We start from the raw sequence: 15,932 nt of genomic DNA, 5'->3' as shown, positions 1-15,932 counted from the left end.
CGGTCTCATCTGCCGTCGGCGATCGACATGAATCCTGCGAAGGCGAAGGCTGCGGGCACCATATAGAGGGCCATGAGCGCTGCTCCCCATCCGATCGCGCCGAGCATCCACCACACGCCCGTGCGACGGTCTTCCAGGTCAAGCCGAGCACCGTCGTCTGCGATCCGAGGGAACGGCTCGGCCCACCGCCCACCGGGTGCTGCGAGGGCTGCTCGCACCGTCTCCATGGTCGGGGAGACGTTCTGCTCAGGAATGCGTGCGTCGCGGTAGCGCGACGTATTGCGCAGGAACGGATCCATGACTGCTTCGGCGATCTCCGCCACGACGTTCCACGGATCAGGATTCGAGTAGTCGGCCGCTCCAGGCCGGAAGAACACCACCCGTTCCCCGACGATCTCCATGCTGAACCCATGCGCGTGATCGATCAGGACCGCCATGACATCCGGGGTGAGCACGAACAGCGCATCCCGCCCGTAGCCGGCGGGCGCGTACATCTGGAACCAGCGATCGAAGTCTCCCTCAAGCGAGAGCTCCTGGTGCCTGCCCACGTGCACCGGCAGCATCGGAGCGAGACTCCCGCTCTCTGTGGAGTCGAGCAGCATGTGCGGGAGCGGCACGGGCAGACGGAACGCGATGTACTGCCAGGATCCCGAACGCGATCGCCTCCGGAATCCGACATTGCCGAACTCGACACCCTCTGCGACGAAGCGCGGGAAGCAGTGAGCGTGCTGCTCCGCCGTGATCAGCGAGGAGAACGCGGCACCCCGCCGGGGCTGAGAGGCGAAGCCATTGGCGAAGGCAGTGAGCATCTGTCGCCCCTGTCGAATCCGTGCCCGGGATGATGGCGGCCTCTCCGACCACCGTCGGAGCCAGACGGCGGCGACGACCCAGACCGCGAAGACGGCAGCGCACACCGCCATGTCCCTGATGTCCCGCGCTTCGATGCGGTTGTCCTGCAGGGTGTCGATGCGAACGCCGAGGACCATCAGCACGATGCAGAGATACCAGAGCATCAGACAATGATTGACATGCACGAGCACCTGGCGTCTCGTCGGCACCCAGCGCGGTCGCGAGCGGAGCCGGTACCGCTGGATCGCTTCCGCGATCTCGTGTTCCGAGGCTGAGAGCCAACGCAGATCCACGTACGGTCTCCCGGTCGAGCGCATCGGGGAGGTGAAGATGTGGAGCCTAGGAGATTCGAACTCCTGACATCCTGCTTGCAAAGCAGGCGCTCTACCAACTGAGCTAAGGCCCCGCGAGGAGGTGGAGTGGGGCTACCAGGACTTGAACCTGGGACCTCTTCATTATCAGTGAAGCGCTCTAACCGCCTGAGCTATAGCCCCGTGACACCAGCAGGATGACCTGCCAACCTGCAAGAGCATACATGACGCGCGTGCGCCGCTCCAATTCGTCCGCGCACCCCGGGCGTGGCGCACGCGCACAGCATCGGAGAAATCAACAGCATCGGATCCTCAGGCCGAGGATCCCGATCCAGGGGAGATCTCCGACGGAGCGGCGCGGGAACGCCGCAGGACCGGCGGATCAGCGTGTCCACAGGCGCGGACTTCGCCAAGTTGTTCCACTTTCGGGGTTCTGCGGCGCACGTGCGCCGCGCGGATCTGTGACAGTGCCGTGCATGAGGCTCTTCCGTGAACTCAAAGCCCGGCACGGCGTCGCCGCGACCGACGACCTCCGCGACGCGGGCGTCACCCGCCACGACCTGCGCCGCGCCCTCGCAGCCGGTACCGTCGTACGGCTGCGGCGTGGCTGGGTCGCGCTCCCTGGCGCGGATCCCATGCTGCAGCGCGCGGCCACGCTCGGCGTGACGATCACGTGCGTGACGCGAGCGGAGCGTGCCGGGCTGTGGACCTTCGGCTCGTCGGATCCGCACGTCGCGGCCCCGTCCAACGGGCGCGTCCTCGCCGAGACGGCGGCCCACGTCCACTGGGGCCAGCCCGTCGCCCCGCGCCCGCGGCATGCTCTCGAGGACAGCATCGTGAACGCGCTCGGCTACGCCGCCGCCTGCCAGCCCTACGAGAAGGCGCTCGTCGTGTGGGAGTCGGCCGCACGGAAGGAGCTCATCGACCGCGACATCGTGAAGCGGCTCCCGTTCGGCCCGCAGGCCCGGCGGATCATGACCGAGATGCGGTGATTCTCCGACTCGGGACTCGAATCGGTGGTGATTCCGCGCCTGCGATGGCTGAAGCTGCCGCTGCGCCAACAGGTGTGGATCGGGGGCCACCGCGTCGATCTGCCGATCGGCGACAGGCTCGTTCTGCAGATCGACGGCGGGCACCACGTCGATGCGCAGCGCATGTCCGACAACGAGCATGACGCGGTCCTGCGCCTGATGGGCTATCACGTGATTCGCGTCGGCTACCGCCAGGTGATCGACGACTGGCCCATGGTGCAGGATCTCATCCTCTCCGCGATCGCCCAGGGCCTGCATCTCGCCGCATGACCGCACAGCGTCGGAGAAATCCACATCATCGGCTCCTCACGACCAGGATCCCCGATCGTGGGGATTTCTCCGACGCAGCGCACGCGAAGGTGCCCCGGGGCCGTGGCCCCGGGGCACCTCAGTCAGATCAGTTCGAGGTGAAGCCGACGAGCAGGCCGCCCGTGATCTTCACGCACATGTTGTAGATGCCGGCCGCGACCGCGCCCATCACCGTGACGACGATGAGGTTGAGGATCGCGACGACGGATCCGAAGGCGAACACCTGCGGCAGGCCGACGGCCGCCTCGATCGAGAAGCGTCCATCGCTGAAGCTGCCGATGAACTCGTCGACCTGTCCGATGAGCCCCGTCGACTGGATCACGAGGAACATCAGCAGGAACGACACCAGCGTGACGATCGCGACGGCGATCGCGACGAGGAACGACAGCTTCACCGCCGACCAGAAGTCGATGTAGACGAGGCGCAGACGCACCTGCTTCGACGAGGTCTTCTGCGCGGACTTCTTCGCGAGCTTGTCAGCTACCGTGCTCATTCGTCACCTTCGGGGGTCTCGGGAGCAGATTCTTCTGCCGATTCCGTGGCCTCGTCCTCACCCAGTCCGCGCTCGCTGTTACGGGCGATCGTCAGGATGTGGTCTCCCTTGTCGGGGCGAGCGAACACGACTCCCATCGTGTCACGGCCCTTCGAGGGCACCTCGGCAACGGCCGAGCGTACCACCTTGCCCTTGGCGAGCACGACGAGAACCTCGTCGTCCTCCTGGACGACGAGCCCGCCGGCGAGCTCACCGCGCTCGTCGTGCAGGCGGGCGACCTTGATGCCGAGGCCGCCTCGACCCTGCTGGCGGTACTCGGCGATCGCCGTGCGCTTCGCCCAGCCGCCGTCTGTGACGGTGAAGACGAAGGTGTCGGGGCGGGCGACCGAGGCGCTCAGCAGCTCGTCCCCGTCGCGGAACGACATGCCCTTCACGCCCGAGGTCGAGCGTCCCATGGGCCGCAGCGAGTCGTCGGCTGCGGGGAACTGCAGCGACATGCCCTTGCGGCTGATGAGCAGGAGGTGGTCGTCAGCGTTCACGAGCATCGCGTCGACGAGCTCGTCGCCGTCGCGCAGGTTGATCGCGATGATGCCGCCCTGGCGGTTCGAGTCGTACTCGGTCAGGCGGGTCTTCTTCACGAGGCCGTTGCGGGTCGCGAGAACGAGGAACTCGCTGTCGTCGTAGGTCTTCAGCTCGATGACCTCGGCGATCTGCTCATCCGGCTGCATCGCGAGCAGGTTCGCGACATGCAGGCCCTTCGCGTCGCGACCGGCCTCCGGCAGCTCGTATGCCTTCACGCGGTAGACGCGGCCGGCCGTCGTGAAGAACAGGATCCAGTGGTGCGTCGTCGTGACGAAGAAGTGCTCGACGACGTCGTCCGCGCGCAGCTGCGCGCCGCGCACGCCCTTGCCGCCGCGGTGCTGGCTGCGGTACAGGTCGCTGCGGGTGCGCTTGACGTAGCCCTCGCGGGTGATCGTGACGACGACCTCCTCCTCCGCGATGAGGTCCTCGATCGACACATCGCCGTCGAATCCCGGGAGGATCTCGGTGCGCCGGTCGTCGCCGAACTTGTCGTCGATCGCCGTGAGCTCGGTTTTCACGATCGCGCGCTGACGCTCGTCGCTCGCGATGATCTCCTTGAAGTCGGCGATCTTCGCCTCGAGCTCGTCGGCCTCGTCGATGATCTTCTGGCGCTCCAGGGCGGCGAGTCGGCGCAGCTGCATCGCGAGGATCGCGTCGGCCTGCAGATCGTCGATCTCGAGGAGCGCCTTCAGCCCCTCGCGCGCGTCGTCGACGGTCGAGGAGCGGCGGATCAGGGCGATGACCTCATCGAGCGCGTCGAGCGCCTTGAGGTAGCCGCGCAGGATGTGCATGCGCTCCTCCGCCTTGCGGAGGCGGAACTGCGTGCGGCGGACGATGACCTCGAGCTGGTGGGTGATCCACAGCGAGATGAAGCGGTCGAGCGGCAGCGTGCGGGGCACGCCGTCGACGATCGCGAGCATGTTCGCGCCGAAGTTCGTCTGCAGGTCGGTGTGCTTGTAGAGGTTGTTCAGCACGACCTTCGCGACGGCGTCGCGCTTGAGCACGACGACGAGGCGCTGGCCCGTGCGGCCTGAGGTCTCGTCGCGGATGTCGGCGATGCCCGTCACGCGCCCCTCGCGCGCGAGCTCGCCGATCTTCACGGCGAGGTTGTCGGGATTGACCTGGTACGGCAGCTCCGTGACGACGAGACAGGTGCGCCCCTGGATCTCCTCGACGTTCACGACGGCGCGCATCGTGATGGAACCGCGCCCCGTGCGGTACGCCTCGTGGATGCCCTTGTTGCCGAGGATCTGCGCGCCCGTCGGGAAGTCGGGGCCTGGGATCCGCTGCATGAGGCCGCCGAGCAGCTCCTCGCGGGGGAGCTCGGGGTGCTCGAGCGCCCAGAGCGCGCCCTTCGCGACCTCGTGCAGGTTGTGCGGCGGGATGTTCGTCGCCATGCCGACGGCGATGCCGACGGATCCGTTGACGAGCAGGTTCGGGAACCGCGCGGGGAGCACGGTCGGCTCCTGTGTGCGCCCGTCGTAGTTGTCCTCGAAGTCGACGGTCTCTTCCTCGATGTCGCGCACCATCTCGAGCGCGAGCGAGGCCATCTTCGTCTCGGTGTATCGCGGGGCGGCCGCCCCCTGGTTGCCGGGCGTGCCGAAGTTGCCCTGGCCCTGCGCGAGCGGATAGCGCAGCGCCCACGGCTGCACGAGGCGCACGAGGGTGTCGTAGATCGCGCTGTCGCCGTGCGGGTGGTACTGACCCATCACCTCGCCGACGACGCGCGTGCACTTCGAGAACGACTTGTCCGGGCGGTAGCCGCCGTCGTACATGCCGTAGATCACGCGGCGATGCACGGGCTTGAGCCCGTCGCGCACATCGGGCAGCGCGCGGCCGATGATCACGCTCATCGCATAGTCGAGATAGCTGCGCTGCATCTCGGACTGCAGGTCGACCTGGTCGATCCTGCCGTGGTTGTGGCCCGCGTTGGGGTCGGGGCGCTGTTCGCCGCCGGGAAGGTCTGCGTCGCTCATCAGTCAGTCTCTCTTCGAAGTCCGTCGTCGATCAGATGTCGAGGAAGCGGACGTCCTTGGCGTTGCGCTGGATGAAGCCGCGTCGCGACTCCACGTCGTCTCCCATGAGGACCGAGAAGATCTCGTCGGCGGCCGCCGCATCCTCGATCGTCACCTGGCGCAGGGTGCGGGTCTCGGGATCCATCGTCGTCTCCCACAGCTCCTCGGCGTTCATCTCGCCGAGACCCTTGTAGCGCTGCACGCCGCCCTCGTTGCTCTTCGGGAGGCGCTTGCCCTTCTCGATGCCCAGCTCGAGCAGCGCGTCGCGCTCGCGGTCGCTGTAGACGTACTCATGCTCGGCGTTGGTCCACTTCAGGCGATACAGCGGCGGCATCGAGAGGAAGACGTAGCCGGCCTCGATGAGGCCGCGCATGTATCGGAACAGCAGCGTCAGGAGCAGCGTCGTGATGTGCTGCCCGTCGACGTCCGCGTCGGTCATCAGCACGATCTTGTGATAGCGCGCCTTCTCGATGTCGAACTCCGGCCCGATGCCCGTGCCGAAGGCCTGGATCATCGCCTGGACCTCCTTGTTGGCGAGAGCCTTGTCGACGCGCGCGCGCTCGACGTTGAGGATCTTGCCGCGGAGCGCGAGGATCGCCTGCGTGAGCGGGTTGCGACCGTTCACGGCGGAGCCGCCTGCCGAGTCGCCCTCGACGAGGAAGACCTCGCTGATCGAGGGATCCTTGCTCGTGCAGTCCTTGAGCTTGTCGGGCATGGCGGCCGACTCGAACACGCTCTTGCGCCGGGCCGTCTCGCGGGCCTTGCGGGCGGCGAGCCGCGCGGAGGCGGCGTCGATCGCCTTGCGGATGATGTTCTTCGCCTGCTGGGGGTTGCGCTCGAACCAGTCGCCGAGCTCGTCCGCCACGATCCGCTGCACGAAGCTCTTGGCCTCGGTGTTGCCGAGCTTCGTCTTCGTCTGGCCCTCGAATTGCGGCTCGCTCAGCTTGACGGAGATGACGGCCGTGAGCCCCTCGCGCACGTCGTCGCCCGTGAGGTTGTCGTCCTTCTCCTTGAGGATGCCGTTGGTGCGCGCGTAGCGGTTCACGAGTGACGTCAGCGCCGCGCGGAAGCCCTCCTCGTGGGTGCCGCCCTCGTGAGTGTTGATCGTGTTCGCGTAGGTGAATACATTCTCGCTGTACGAGGTCGTCCACTGCATGGCGACCTCGAGCGCGATCTTCCGGTCGGTGTCCTCCGACTCGAAGCTGATGATCTCCTCGTGCACGCGCTCGGACTTGCGCGCATGGTTGAGGTAGTCGACGTAGTCCATGAGCCCGCGCTCGTAGAGGTAGACGTCGTGGCGCTGCTCGACCTCGGGGGCGCCCTCGGGAGTCTCGACCTCCTCGGTCGAGGTGGGCCGCTCGTCGAACAGCTCGATGCGCAGGCCCTTGTTGAGGAACGCCATCTGCTGGAAGCGGGTGCGCAGCACCTCGTACTCGAACTCGACCGTCTCGCGGAAGATGTCCGGGTCCGGCCAGAAGGTGATCGACGTGCCCGTCTCGTCGGTCGCGTCGCCCTGCTCGACAGGGCCGGTCGGCACGCCTCCGCCCGAGAACGACTGGCGCCACACGCTGCCGTCGCGCCGGACGACGGCGTCGAGCCGGGTCGACAGCGCGTTGACGACCGACGATCCGACGCCGTGCAGACCGCCCGAGACCGCATATCCGCCGCCGCCGAACTTGCCTCCCGCGTGCAGCACGGTGAGGACGACCTCGAGCGTTGACTTCTTCTCGATCTTGTGCTCGGCGACGGGGATGCCGCGGCCGTTGTCGTCGACGCGCACGCCGCCATCGGCGAGCAGCGTCACCGTGATGGTGTCGCAGTAGCCCGCGAGGGACTCGTCGACCGAATTGTCCACGATCTCGTACACGAGGTGGTGGAGGCCGCGCGGGCCGGTCGATCCGATGTACATGCCGGGGCGCTTGCGCACCGCCTCGAGGCCCTCGAGCACCTGGATCTGATCGGATCCGTAGTCGTTGGTGACCCTGCCGGACGCCGTCGACGTGCTGTCGCCCCCCGCGTCGGCCGTCGTGGAATCAGGCTCGTTCTGAGGGGTATCGCTCGTCATGAAGGGGTCGCTCCTTGTGGTCTGGGCAGCGCCTCCAGTCTAGCCGCACGGACGGGCGAAAACGCCGTGGCGGGCCTTCTCCGGCCAGAAAACCCCCTCCGACAGGATCCGACCCGTCCTAACCGTAGGTATCGCGCGGACCGCGCCCCTGAACGCGCCTGAAGCCATGTTTCCACGTCGGGACGTCCGGCCCGAAGAAGCGGATCTCCTTCACGCCGGCATCGGGATACACCTCGAGGATGCGCGTGAGGAAGTTCGCTCGCATGAGGTGCATCTGCTTGCTGCGCGCTGTGGAGTCGCATCGCACGACGACGAGCCCCTGGGCGAAGGTCTCGATGTGCGAGTGCGCGGCGTTGTCCGCGCCGGCGATCTCCTCCCAGCCCAGCGCGAGCTCCTCGCGCTCGAGCTGCGGCGTCCATCCGCTCGCGGTCGTCAGCGCGGTGATGGCGTCGCCGAGCGTCCCGGGATCGCGGCCCTTCGCGAACGGCTGGCTTCCGTCGGGATCCCCCCGATTCCGGCGCTTCCGCTTGGCTGCGCGGCTGAGCGGAAGCCCGCGCAGCCGCAGATAGGTCGCGATCGTCTCCGGGATCCCCGGCGGGCGCTCCTCGCTCACGAAGCCTCCCCCTGGCCCTCATCGAGCGGGTGCTCGGCGAGGGAGCCGAGGATCCGGCCCGCCTCGATGCGCACGGCGTTGTCGCGCAGCGGCTCCGGGATGTCGCGCGCAACGGCGGCCGTGACGATGACCTGCTCGTACCCGGCGACGACGTCGGCGAGACGGCCGCGCCGCGCGGCATCGAGCTCGGCGAAGACGTCGTCGAGGATGAGGATCGGATCCCCGCCCGGCGACTCCGCCCGCAGCAGCTCAGCCGACGACAGACGCAGCGCGAGCGCCATCGACCAGCTCTCGCCGTGCGACGCGTAACCCTTGACGGGAAGGCCCCGAAGGCGCAGCACGAGGTCGTCCCGATGCGGGCCGACGAGTGTGAGGCCCCGCTCGACCTCCTGCGCGCGCCTCTCCGCGAACGCCTGTCGGAACTGCTCCGTCGTCGCCCCGGTGTCGGGAGTCTCCTCCGCGCCGCCCGTCTCCTCGGGATCCGCCCCGCCGATCGACAGCGCCCACGCGAGGCGCGGCGAGTGGTCGTCGCCCGCGATCGCCGCATAGGCGCGCGCCAGGGGATCCGAGAGGTCGACCGCGAGCCGCCTCCTGGCATCGATGATCTGCGACCCGAGCGCGACGAGCTTGTCGTCCCACACGTCGAGGGTCGTCAGCTGCTCCGCCTTCATCCCGCGCGCTCGCGCGGACTTCAGCAGAGTCGTGCGCTGGCGCAGCACCCGGTCGTAGTCGCCGAGCACGCTCGCCATGCGGGGCGTGCGCTGCACGAGCAGCTGGTCGGCGAAGCGGCGCCGCGCAGACGGATCCCCCCGCACGATCGTGAGGTCCTCCGGCGCGAACAGCACCGCCTGCGCGTAGCGCGGCAGCTCGTTCGCACGCACGGGATTCCCCGAGACGCGCGCCTTATTGGATCCCTGCTTGTTGATCTGGAGCTCGAGGGTGACCCGCCGGGATCCGTGCGCGAAGCGCGCCCGCACGAACGCGGCCTCCCTGCCTTCGCGCACGAGCGGCGCGTCGGCCGACACCCGGTGGGAGCCGAGAGTCGCGAGGTACGCGATCGCCTCGGCCAGGTTGGTCTTGCCCTGCCCGTTGCGCCCGACGAGCAGGTTCGTGCCGGCCTGCAGCTCGAGCTCCGCCTGCGCGTAGTTGCGGAAGTCGACGAGGCTCAGGTGCTCGACGATCACGAGGGACGCGTCAGCGCAGCAGGAGGTTGGGCTGCAGCAGGTACTTGAAGTTGTCGCTCGCCGCGTCGTCGACCGACGTCTGCGCCGTCACGAGGATCGGGCTCAGCTTGTTGGCGTTGTCGCTCGAGGTGAACGTGATGCGGGCGAACTCGCTCTTCACGGCGCCCAGCGCGTCGAGGAGGTACTGCGGGTTGAGCCCGATCGTCACCTCGTCACCGCCCGTGAGGGTCGCGTCGACCGACTCGGATGCGCGCGCCTGGTCGCCGCCGGCGGCATCCATCGTCACCTCGGTCGGGCCGAATGTGAAGCGCAGGGGGGCCGAGCGGTCGAGGACGAGCGCGACACGGCGCACCGCCTCGGTGAGGTCGCTCGTCGACACGACGGCGTAGTGGCCGGTCTGCTCGGGGAACAGCCGCTTCACGGGCGGGAAGTTGCCCTTGATGAGCAGCGACGTCACCGTCTTGTTGCCGGCCGTGAACGCGATGATCTCGCGGTCGCCGGATCCCGAGAAGGCGATCGAGATGTTGCCGCCGTGCGAGAAGGTCTTCCCGACCTCGGTGAGGGTGCGGGCGGGCACGAGCGCCTGCGACTCCTGCTGGCCGCCGTCCCACTCGATGTCGCGCAGCGCGACGCGGTAGCGGTCGGTGGCGACGAGGCTGAGCTGCGTGCCGCTGACGGCGAGCTGCACGCCTGTCAGCACCGGCGTGACGTCGTCGCGGGAGGCGGCGAATGCGACTTGCGAGATGGCCGTCGCGAAGTCCTCGCCGGGGACGAGACCGGACTCGCCCGTCACCTCGGGGATCGCGGGGTACTCCTCGACCGGCATCGACGCGAGCGCGAAGCGGGCGGGACCGCAGACGACGGCGACGTTGCCGTCCTCCTCGGTGGACACCTCGATGGGCGCGTTCGGAAGGCGGCTCGCGATGTCGTTCAGGAGACGACCGTGGACGAGGATCGTTCCCGGCTCCTCGATCGTCGCCTCGATCGTCGTGCGGGCGGACGCCTCGTAGTCGAACGCGGACAGGGAGAGGCCGCCGTCGTCGGTCGCCTCGATGAGCACGCCGGCGAGGATCGGCTGCGGGTTGCGCTGCGGCAGCAGCTTGACGACGAACGAGACCGCCTCGCTGAAGACGTCGCGGTTCACGTGGAACTTCACGTAACTCCCCCTCATGTGCGGAAAAAGCTGTGCGACACGGAAGACGCGCACCAGCTGATGCGCACTTGTCGCGGGGAACCAATGCTAGTGGCTTCCGCCTGCGCGTCACGAACGACGTCGTCCTGAGGTGATCGGAGGCCCTTCTTCATCAGAGTGATCTCTTAACGGCGTTAACAGCTGTGGAGAGTGTGGATAACTCTGTGGAGGGCAGTCGGCAGTAGGGAACTACATCGCTGTGACCTGTGGACGCGCTGCGGACGACGCGTGGAAGGGTGCTCGCCGGTCCATCGGGCCCCCACAGCGGTTTGCACACCGACGAGGCGTGTCCTGCACAGGCCGGGTGGCGTGTCTCCACAGTTATCCACAGGTTGTCCACACCGTGGAGAACTCTTAACGGGTCGCGGCGGCGGCTGTCAAGGCCCCCCTGTGGATGACGTCACCTCTCGTTCACCTTGGTGGGCCCCTGGAACGCCGGAAACACGCGAAGAACCCCCGGTGAGAGCACCGGGGGTCCTGTGGATAACCTGTGGAGAAGTCTTCGATTCCGACGCGCCGAGCGGGATCGGCCCGTGGATGAATCGGGGACAGTCGACGTCAGCGCCTGCCGAGCTGCGCCGTGATCTCCTGCACCTGGTTGTACAGCTGCCGTTTCTCTTTCATGAGCTCGGTGATCTTCTTCGTCGCGTACATGACCGTCGTGTGGTCGCGTCCGCCGAACAGCTGGCCGATCTTCGGCAGCGACAGGTTCGTGCGCTCGCGACACAGGTACATGGCGATCTGGCGCGCCTGTGCGATGGCCTGGGCGCGCCCGGGCCCGTACAGGTCCTCGACCGTGAGCTTGAAGTACGCCGCCGTCGCCTGGATGATGTCGGTCGGCGAGACGACCGTGTCCTCCGGCTTGTCGACGATGTCGCGCAGCACGCCCTCGGCGAGCTCGCGCGTGACGTCCGACCTGTTGAGGCTCGCGAACGCCGAGACGCGGATGAGGGCGCCCTCGAGCTCGCGGATGTTCGTCGAGACCATCGACGCGATGTACTCGATGACGTCCTCGGGGATGTAGATGCGCTCGCTCGACGCCTTCTTGCGGAGGATCGCGATGCGGGTCTCGAGGTCGGGCGCCTGCACGTCCGTGATGAGGCCCCACTCGAAGCGCGAGCGCATGCGGTCCTCGAAGCCCGTCAGCAGGCGCGGCGCGACGTCGCTCGTGATCACGACCTGCTTGTCGTGGTCGTGGAGCGTGTTGAATGTGTGGAAGAACGTCTCCTGCGTCTCGGCCTTGCCCTGCAGGAACTGGATGTCGTCGATCAGCAGGATGTCGAGGTCGCGATAGCGGGCGTTGAACGCCGCGCCGCGGTTGTTCGCGATCGAGTTGATGAAGTCGTTGGTGAACTCCTCGCTCGAGACGTAGCGCACGCGCACGCCCGGGAAGAGGTTCTGCGCATAGTCGCCGATCGCGTGGAGGAGGTGCGTCTTGCCGAGGCCCGAGTCGCCGTAGATGAACAGCGGGTTGTACGCCTTCGCCGGCGCCTCCGCGACCGCCACGGCCGCGGCGTGGGCGAAGCGGTTGGACTGCCCGATCACGAAGTTGTCGAAGGTGTACTTCGGGTTGAGGCGCGTCTCGCTGCGGGGCTGGGCCTGGGCCTGCTCGATGGGCCGGGGGCCCGATCGCTCGGCGTGCTTCTGCTCGCGCGTCTGCGCCTCCTCGCCGATGGGGTTCGGCTCGGGGACGTAGGGCTGGTCGGCGAGCTCGGGGTTGACCACGACGCGGAACGACGTGACCTCGTCGCCGATCCGGGCGAGCGCCTCCATGAGCGGCTCGCGCATGCGCTTGTTGATCTGGCCCGCGGTCAGGTCGTTGGGCACGTCGAGGTACAGCGCCCCGCCCATGACCCCCTGCGCGACGGCGAGGTTGAGGAACCCCTCGAGCTGGGGAGTGACCCGCTCGTCTTCCTCGAGCTCAGCGAGCACCAGGCGCCAGATCGGCACATCCGGGACGTCTGCCATCCGTCCACTCCCCTTTGTTCACACCCTGTGGATAACTTCGAATACGCTAGTCACGTCGGCGCTCCGCCGCAAACGTCGAGGCGAGGAGATCCGCGTGTCTCTCGCGAGTTCGCGCGGGGGCTGTGGGGATACTGACAGGTTCGGCAGACGGTTTGCGTCGCCGCGGCGTGTCGTCGTAGTCTGTTGCGGTTGACTTGTGCCCGTTGTGGGCATTTCTGAATGACGTCTCCGGTCGAACGAGTTCCGGTGACATTTCCTCCCGGAGTGAGAAGGCTATGAGCAAGCGCACTTTCCAGCCCAACAACCGTCGTCGCGCCAAGAAGCACGGCTTCCGCGCCCGCATGCGCACCCGCGCCGGCCGCGCGATCCTGAACTCGCGTCGCGCCAAGGGCCGCAGCGAGCTCTCGGCGTAACGCCTCAGCGGCGAGCCGCACGTGCTCTCCCGGCCGCAGCGCATCACCCGCGGGATCGACTATCGAACAGTCGTCCGGCGGGGCGCGCGGCGCGCGGGGGCGACGCACATCGTGCACGTCGTCGATACGGGCGAACCGCGGCTCCCGCGTTTCGGCTTCATCGTGAGCAAGGCCGTCGGAAACGCGGTCATCCGCAACACGGTGCGCCGGAGGCTCAAGGCGATCTGTCTCGAGGCGACGCCCCATGTCCGCCCCGGGGCGGACGTCGTGATCCGTGCGCTGCCCGTGTCGGCGGCGACGCCGTTCGCCGAGCTGCGGCGCGACGTCCTCCGGGGCCTCGAGCGCAAGGCTGCGGCATGAGCGTCCTCCCCGCGTCGGCCACAGGGTCGGCGCGGTTTCGCGTATCCGAGGCGATGCGGGCGCTCCCGCTCCTCCCGCGCGATGCGGGGATCCTCTTCCTCCTCGGCTACCGCGCGACGATCTCGAAGCTGTACGGCGATGTGTGCCGCTACTACCCGTCCTGCTCCGCCTATGCGGTGACGGCGGTTCAGCAGCACGGCCTCGTGAGAGGATCAGGCATGGCCCTCGCGCGCATCGCGCGGTGTCACCCCTGGGCGGCCGGCGGCGAGGACGATGTGCGACCGCACGCGAATTTCCGTTACGACCTGACTCCCCGCGGCTTCGTCGTGCCGCGTCGAAAGGACTGACCCTCCGTGGACTTCTTCGGAACGATCCTCTTCCCCATCCGATGGGTGATCGAGGCCATCCTCGTCGGCTGGCACTGGGTGTGGACGGCGCTGGGCCTGCAGGGCAACGGCGGTCTCGCGTGGGTGCTCTCGATCGTGGGCGTCGTCGTCATCGTGCGCATCGCGATCTTCCCTCTCTTCGTCAAGCAGATCAAGAGCCAGCGGAAGATGATGGAGCTGGCGCCGGAGATCAAGAAGATCCAGACGAAGTACAAGGGCAAGCGCGATCAGCTGTCGCGCGAGGCGATGAGCCGCGAGACCATGGCCCTGTACAAGAAGCACGGCACCACGCCGGTCTCGGGCTGCCTGCCGCTTCTCGTGCAGATGCCGATCTTCTTCTCGCTGTTCTGGACGCTGCGCGACATCAGCATCTGGGCGGCCGAGGACAAGACCGGCCTCAACTCGTGGCTCTTCACCGCGGAGCGCGTGCACCAGTTCAACGACGCGTCGCTGTTCGACATCGCGCCGCTGAGCATGACGCTCGTCGACCACTTCAACTTCCCGATGGCGACCTCGACGGCCGCCATCGTGATGATGATCATCCTCGTCGCGCTCATGATCGCGACGCAGTTCATCACCCAGCTGCAGATCGTGTCGAAGAACCTCTCCCCCGAGGCGAAGACCGGTCAGGCCTACCAGATGCAGCGCATCATGCTCTGGGTCATCCCCTTCGCGATGATCTTCTCGGGTGTGTTCTTCCCGCTCGGCGTCGTGACCTACTGGTTCTTCAACAACCTGTGGACGATGGGCCAGCAGTTCTACATCATCCACGAGAACCCGACCCCGGGATCCGAGGCCGCTCAGGCCCGCGAGGAGCGCCTCGCGAAGAAGGGCAAGGCGGTCAACGCGCACGGCAAGGTCGTCTCGATGGCCGAATACGAGCGCGAGCAGGAGGAGCTCCTCCGACAGGCCGAGCTCGAGCGCCAGGAGAAGGCGAAGCGCGTGCAGCCGAAGAGCGCCAAGCGCGCCAAGAAGAACCAGCAGCGGAATCCGGGCGGAACGCCCCAGAGCGACAAGGGCAGCGGGAAGACATCGTGACCACGAACAGCGATACTCCGACGGACGAGCAGCTCGAGCGCGAGGGCGACGTCGCGGCCGACTTCCTCGAGGGCCTGCTCGACATCGCCGACATCGACGGCGACCTCGAGCTCGATGTGCGCCAGGGGCGCGCCTATGTGTCGATCGAGAGCGACGACGACTCGCTCAAGGTGCTCGCCGACCCCGAGACCGTGCAGGCCCTGCAGGAGGTCACGCGCCTCGCCGTGCAGCGCGAGACGGGCGAGTTCTCCCGCCTGATCCTCGACGTCGGCGGATCCCGCGACGCGCGCCGTGAGCAGCTCTCGCGCCTCGTCGACCAGGCGGTCTCGCGCCTCGACGAGGGCGCGTCGCAGGCGTCGCTGCCGGCGATGAGCTCGTACGAGCGGAAGATCGTGCACGACATCGTGGCCGAGCGCGGCTACGTGTCCGAGTCGTACGGCGAGCGCGACGACCGGCACACGGTGGTGCGCAAGGCGTGAGCGCCCTCGACGCGCTCGAGCCGGAGCCCGCGGAGGCCGCGGCGCTGTTCGGCGACCGCATCGACCTGGCGCGCCGGTTCGCACGGAACCTCGCCGAGCACGGCGAGGAGCGGGGGCTCATCGGACCGCAGGAGGTTCCGCGGCTGTGGAACCGCCACATCCTCAACTCCGCCATCGCGGCGCCGCTGTTCCCCGCGGACGGGCGCGTGGGGGATGTCGGATCCGGCGCCGGCCTGCCCGGGATCGTCCTCGCGATCGCGCGGCCGGACGTCGAGTGGATCCTCATCGAGCCGATGGAGCGCCGTGTCGCGTGGCTCGCGGAGCAGACCTCGGATCTCGGCCTCGAGAACGTGACGATCGAGCGCGCACGCGCCGAGGAGGCGGGCCGGTACGACGAGTACCTCGACGCCGTCACGGCCCGCGCGGTCTCGGCGCTGCGCACGCTGATCCCGTGGACGGCGCCGCTCGTCCGCGACGGCGGCGAGCTGATCCTGCTCAAGGGTCAGAGCGTCGACGGCGAGATCGAGAAGGCCGCCAAGGTGATCCGGAAGCACAAGCTCAGCGAGGTGCGCGTCGAGGTCATCGGCGAGGGCGAGATCGCCGAGCCCACGCGGGTCTTCCGGGCGGTCGTGCGCGGCTGAGAC

Annotated in this window: 16 protein-coding genes and 2 tRNA genes; 8 read left to right on the top strand and 10 right to left on the bottom strand. The window is 67.8% G+C overall.

All coding sequences use genetic code 11. The features are described 5' to 3' along the window. Positions 1-5: 5 nt before the first annotated feature. The 3 genes from GB932_RS14835 to GB932_RS14825 form a co-directional block, all read right to left on the bottom strand. Entirely contained in the window at positions 6-1,013 is a 1,008-nt protein-coding gene (locus GB932_RS14835) for a hypothetical protein (RefSeq protein WP_156761458.1), read from the bottom strand. A 169-nt stretch (positions 1,014-1,182) separates the two neighbouring features. Next, positions 1,183-1,255, bottom strand: a tRNA-Ala gene (locus GB932_RS14830). Between the two features lie 14 nt (positions 1,256-1,269). Then, positions 1,270-1,343 (bottom strand) — tRNA-Ile (locus GB932_RS14825). Positions 1,344-1,636: 293 nt separating this feature from the next. On the opposite strand from GB932_RS14825, the gene GB932_RS19520 reads away from it, so the two are divergent. Beyond that, positions 1,637-2,152 (top strand): type IV toxin-antitoxin system AbiEi family antitoxin domain-containing protein, encoded by a 516-nt coding sequence (locus GB932_RS19520; protein WP_231916230.1) that lies wholly within the window; start codon positions 1,637-1,639, stop codon positions 2,150-2,152. Between the two features lie 24 nt (positions 2,153-2,176). After that, positions 2,177-2,461 carry an endonuclease domain-containing protein gene (locus tag GB932_RS19515; RefSeq protein ID WP_231916229.1) on the top strand — a complete coding sequence of 95 codons (285 nt, stop codon included), beginning with the start codon at positions 2,177-2,179 and terminating at the stop codon, positions 2,459-2,461. 127 nt (positions 2,462-2,588) lie between these two features. On the opposite strand, the gene GB932_RS14815 is transcribed toward GB932_RS19515, so the two are convergent. The 7 genes from GB932_RS14815 to dnaA all read right to left on the bottom strand — a co-directional run bounded on the left by GB932_RS14815 (position 2,589) and on the right by dnaA (position 12,612). Further along, positions 2,589-2,993: a DUF3566 domain-containing protein gene (locus GB932_RS14815; RefSeq protein ID WP_156761457.1), complete on the bottom strand. Its 405-nt coding sequence runs from the start codon at positions 2,991-2,993 to the stop codon at positions 2,589-2,591. Further along, positions 2,990-5,551 carry a DNA gyrase subunit A gene (gyrA, locus tag GB932_RS14810; RefSeq protein ID WP_156761456.1) on the bottom strand — a complete coding sequence of 854 codons (2,562 nt, stop codon included), beginning with the start codon at positions 5,549-5,551 and terminating at the stop codon, positions 2,990-2,992. Before gyrA ends, GB932_RS14815 begins: the two co-directional genes overlap by 4 nt. Before the next feature lie 31 nt (positions 5,552-5,582). Further along, on the bottom strand, positions 5,583-7,655 hold the full coding sequence (gene gyrB / locus GB932_RS14805) for a DNA topoisomerase (ATP-hydrolyzing) subunit B (protein ID WP_156761455.1): 2,073 nt from the start codon (positions 7,653-7,655) through the stop codon (positions 5,583-5,585). Between the two features lie 118 nt (positions 7,656-7,773). Continuing rightward, entirely contained in the window at positions 7,774-8,268 is a 495-nt protein-coding gene (locus GB932_RS14800; RefSeq protein ID WP_156761454.1) for a DciA family protein, read from the bottom strand. Next, positions 8,265-9,452 carry a DNA replication/repair protein RecF gene (gene recF / locus GB932_RS14795; RefSeq protein ID WP_156761453.1) on the bottom strand — a complete coding sequence of 396 codons (1,188 nt, stop codon included), beginning with the start codon at positions 9,450-9,452 and terminating at the stop codon, positions 8,265-8,267. Before recF ends, GB932_RS14800 begins: the two co-directional genes overlap by 4 nt. 10 nt (positions 9,453-9,462) lie before the next feature. Next, entirely contained in the window at positions 9,463-10,608 is a 1,146-nt protein-coding gene (gene dnaN, locus GB932_RS14790) for a DNA polymerase III subunit beta (RefSeq protein WP_156761452.1), read from the bottom strand. Between the two features lie 594 nt (positions 10,609-11,202). Further along, positions 11,203-12,612, bottom strand: a complete 1,410-nt coding sequence (gene dnaA / locus GB932_RS14785; RefSeq protein ID WP_156761451.1) for a chromosomal replication initiator protein DnaA — start codon at positions 12,610-12,612, stop codon at positions 11,203-11,205. A gap of 275 nt (positions 12,613-12,887) precedes the next feature. Between dnaA and rpmH the strand changes: the two genes are divergently transcribed. From rpmH to rsmG, 6 genes are read left to right on the top strand one after another with little or no spacing between them, the layout of a single operon-like run. Next, entirely contained in the window at positions 12,888-13,025 is a 138-nt protein-coding gene (rpmH, locus tag GB932_RS14780; RefSeq protein ID WP_156761450.1) for a 50S ribosomal protein L34, read from the top strand. A gap of 21 nt (positions 13,026-13,046) precedes the next feature. After that, positions 13,047-13,385: a ribonuclease P protein component gene (gene rnpA / locus GB932_RS14775; protein WP_156761449.1), complete on the top strand. Its 339-nt coding sequence runs from the start codon at positions 13,047-13,049 to the stop codon at positions 13,383-13,385. Next, positions 13,382-13,732 carry a membrane protein insertion efficiency factor YidD gene (gene yidD / locus GB932_RS14770; protein ID WP_156761448.1) on the top strand — a complete coding sequence of 117 codons (351 nt, stop codon included), beginning with the start codon at positions 13,382-13,384 and terminating at the stop codon, positions 13,730-13,732. The genes rnpA and yidD overlap by 4 nt, the downstream gene beginning before the upstream one ends. 6 nt (positions 13,733-13,738) lie before the next feature. Then, complete coding sequence (yidC, locus tag GB932_RS14765) at positions 13,739-14,809, top strand: membrane protein insertase YidC (protein WP_156761447.1); 1,071 nt, start codon at positions 13,739-13,741, stop codon at positions 14,807-14,809. Then, complete coding sequence (locus GB932_RS14760) at positions 14,806-15,288, top strand: Jag family protein (protein WP_231916227.1); 483 nt, start codon at positions 14,806-14,808, stop codon at positions 15,286-15,288. Before yidC ends, GB932_RS14760 begins: the two co-directional genes overlap by 4 nt. Then, positions 15,285-15,929, top strand: coding sequence for a 16S rRNA (guanine(527)-N(7))-methyltransferase RsmG (gene rsmG, locus GB932_RS14755; RefSeq protein WP_156761446.1), 645 nt, complete (start codon positions 15,285-15,287; stop codon positions 15,927-15,929). The genes GB932_RS14760 and rsmG overlap by 4 nt, the downstream gene beginning before the upstream one ends. The last annotated feature ends 3 nt before the right edge of the window (positions 15,930-15,932 follow it).

Origin of the sequence: Microbacterium karelineae (genome assembly GCF_009745985.1) — a bacterium.
GTDB classification, from domain to species: domain Bacteria; phylum Actinomycetota; class Actinomycetes; order Actinomycetales; family Microbacteriaceae; genus Microbacterium; species Microbacterium karelineae.
This window is presented reverse-complemented; position numbering and strand designations above follow the sequence as displayed.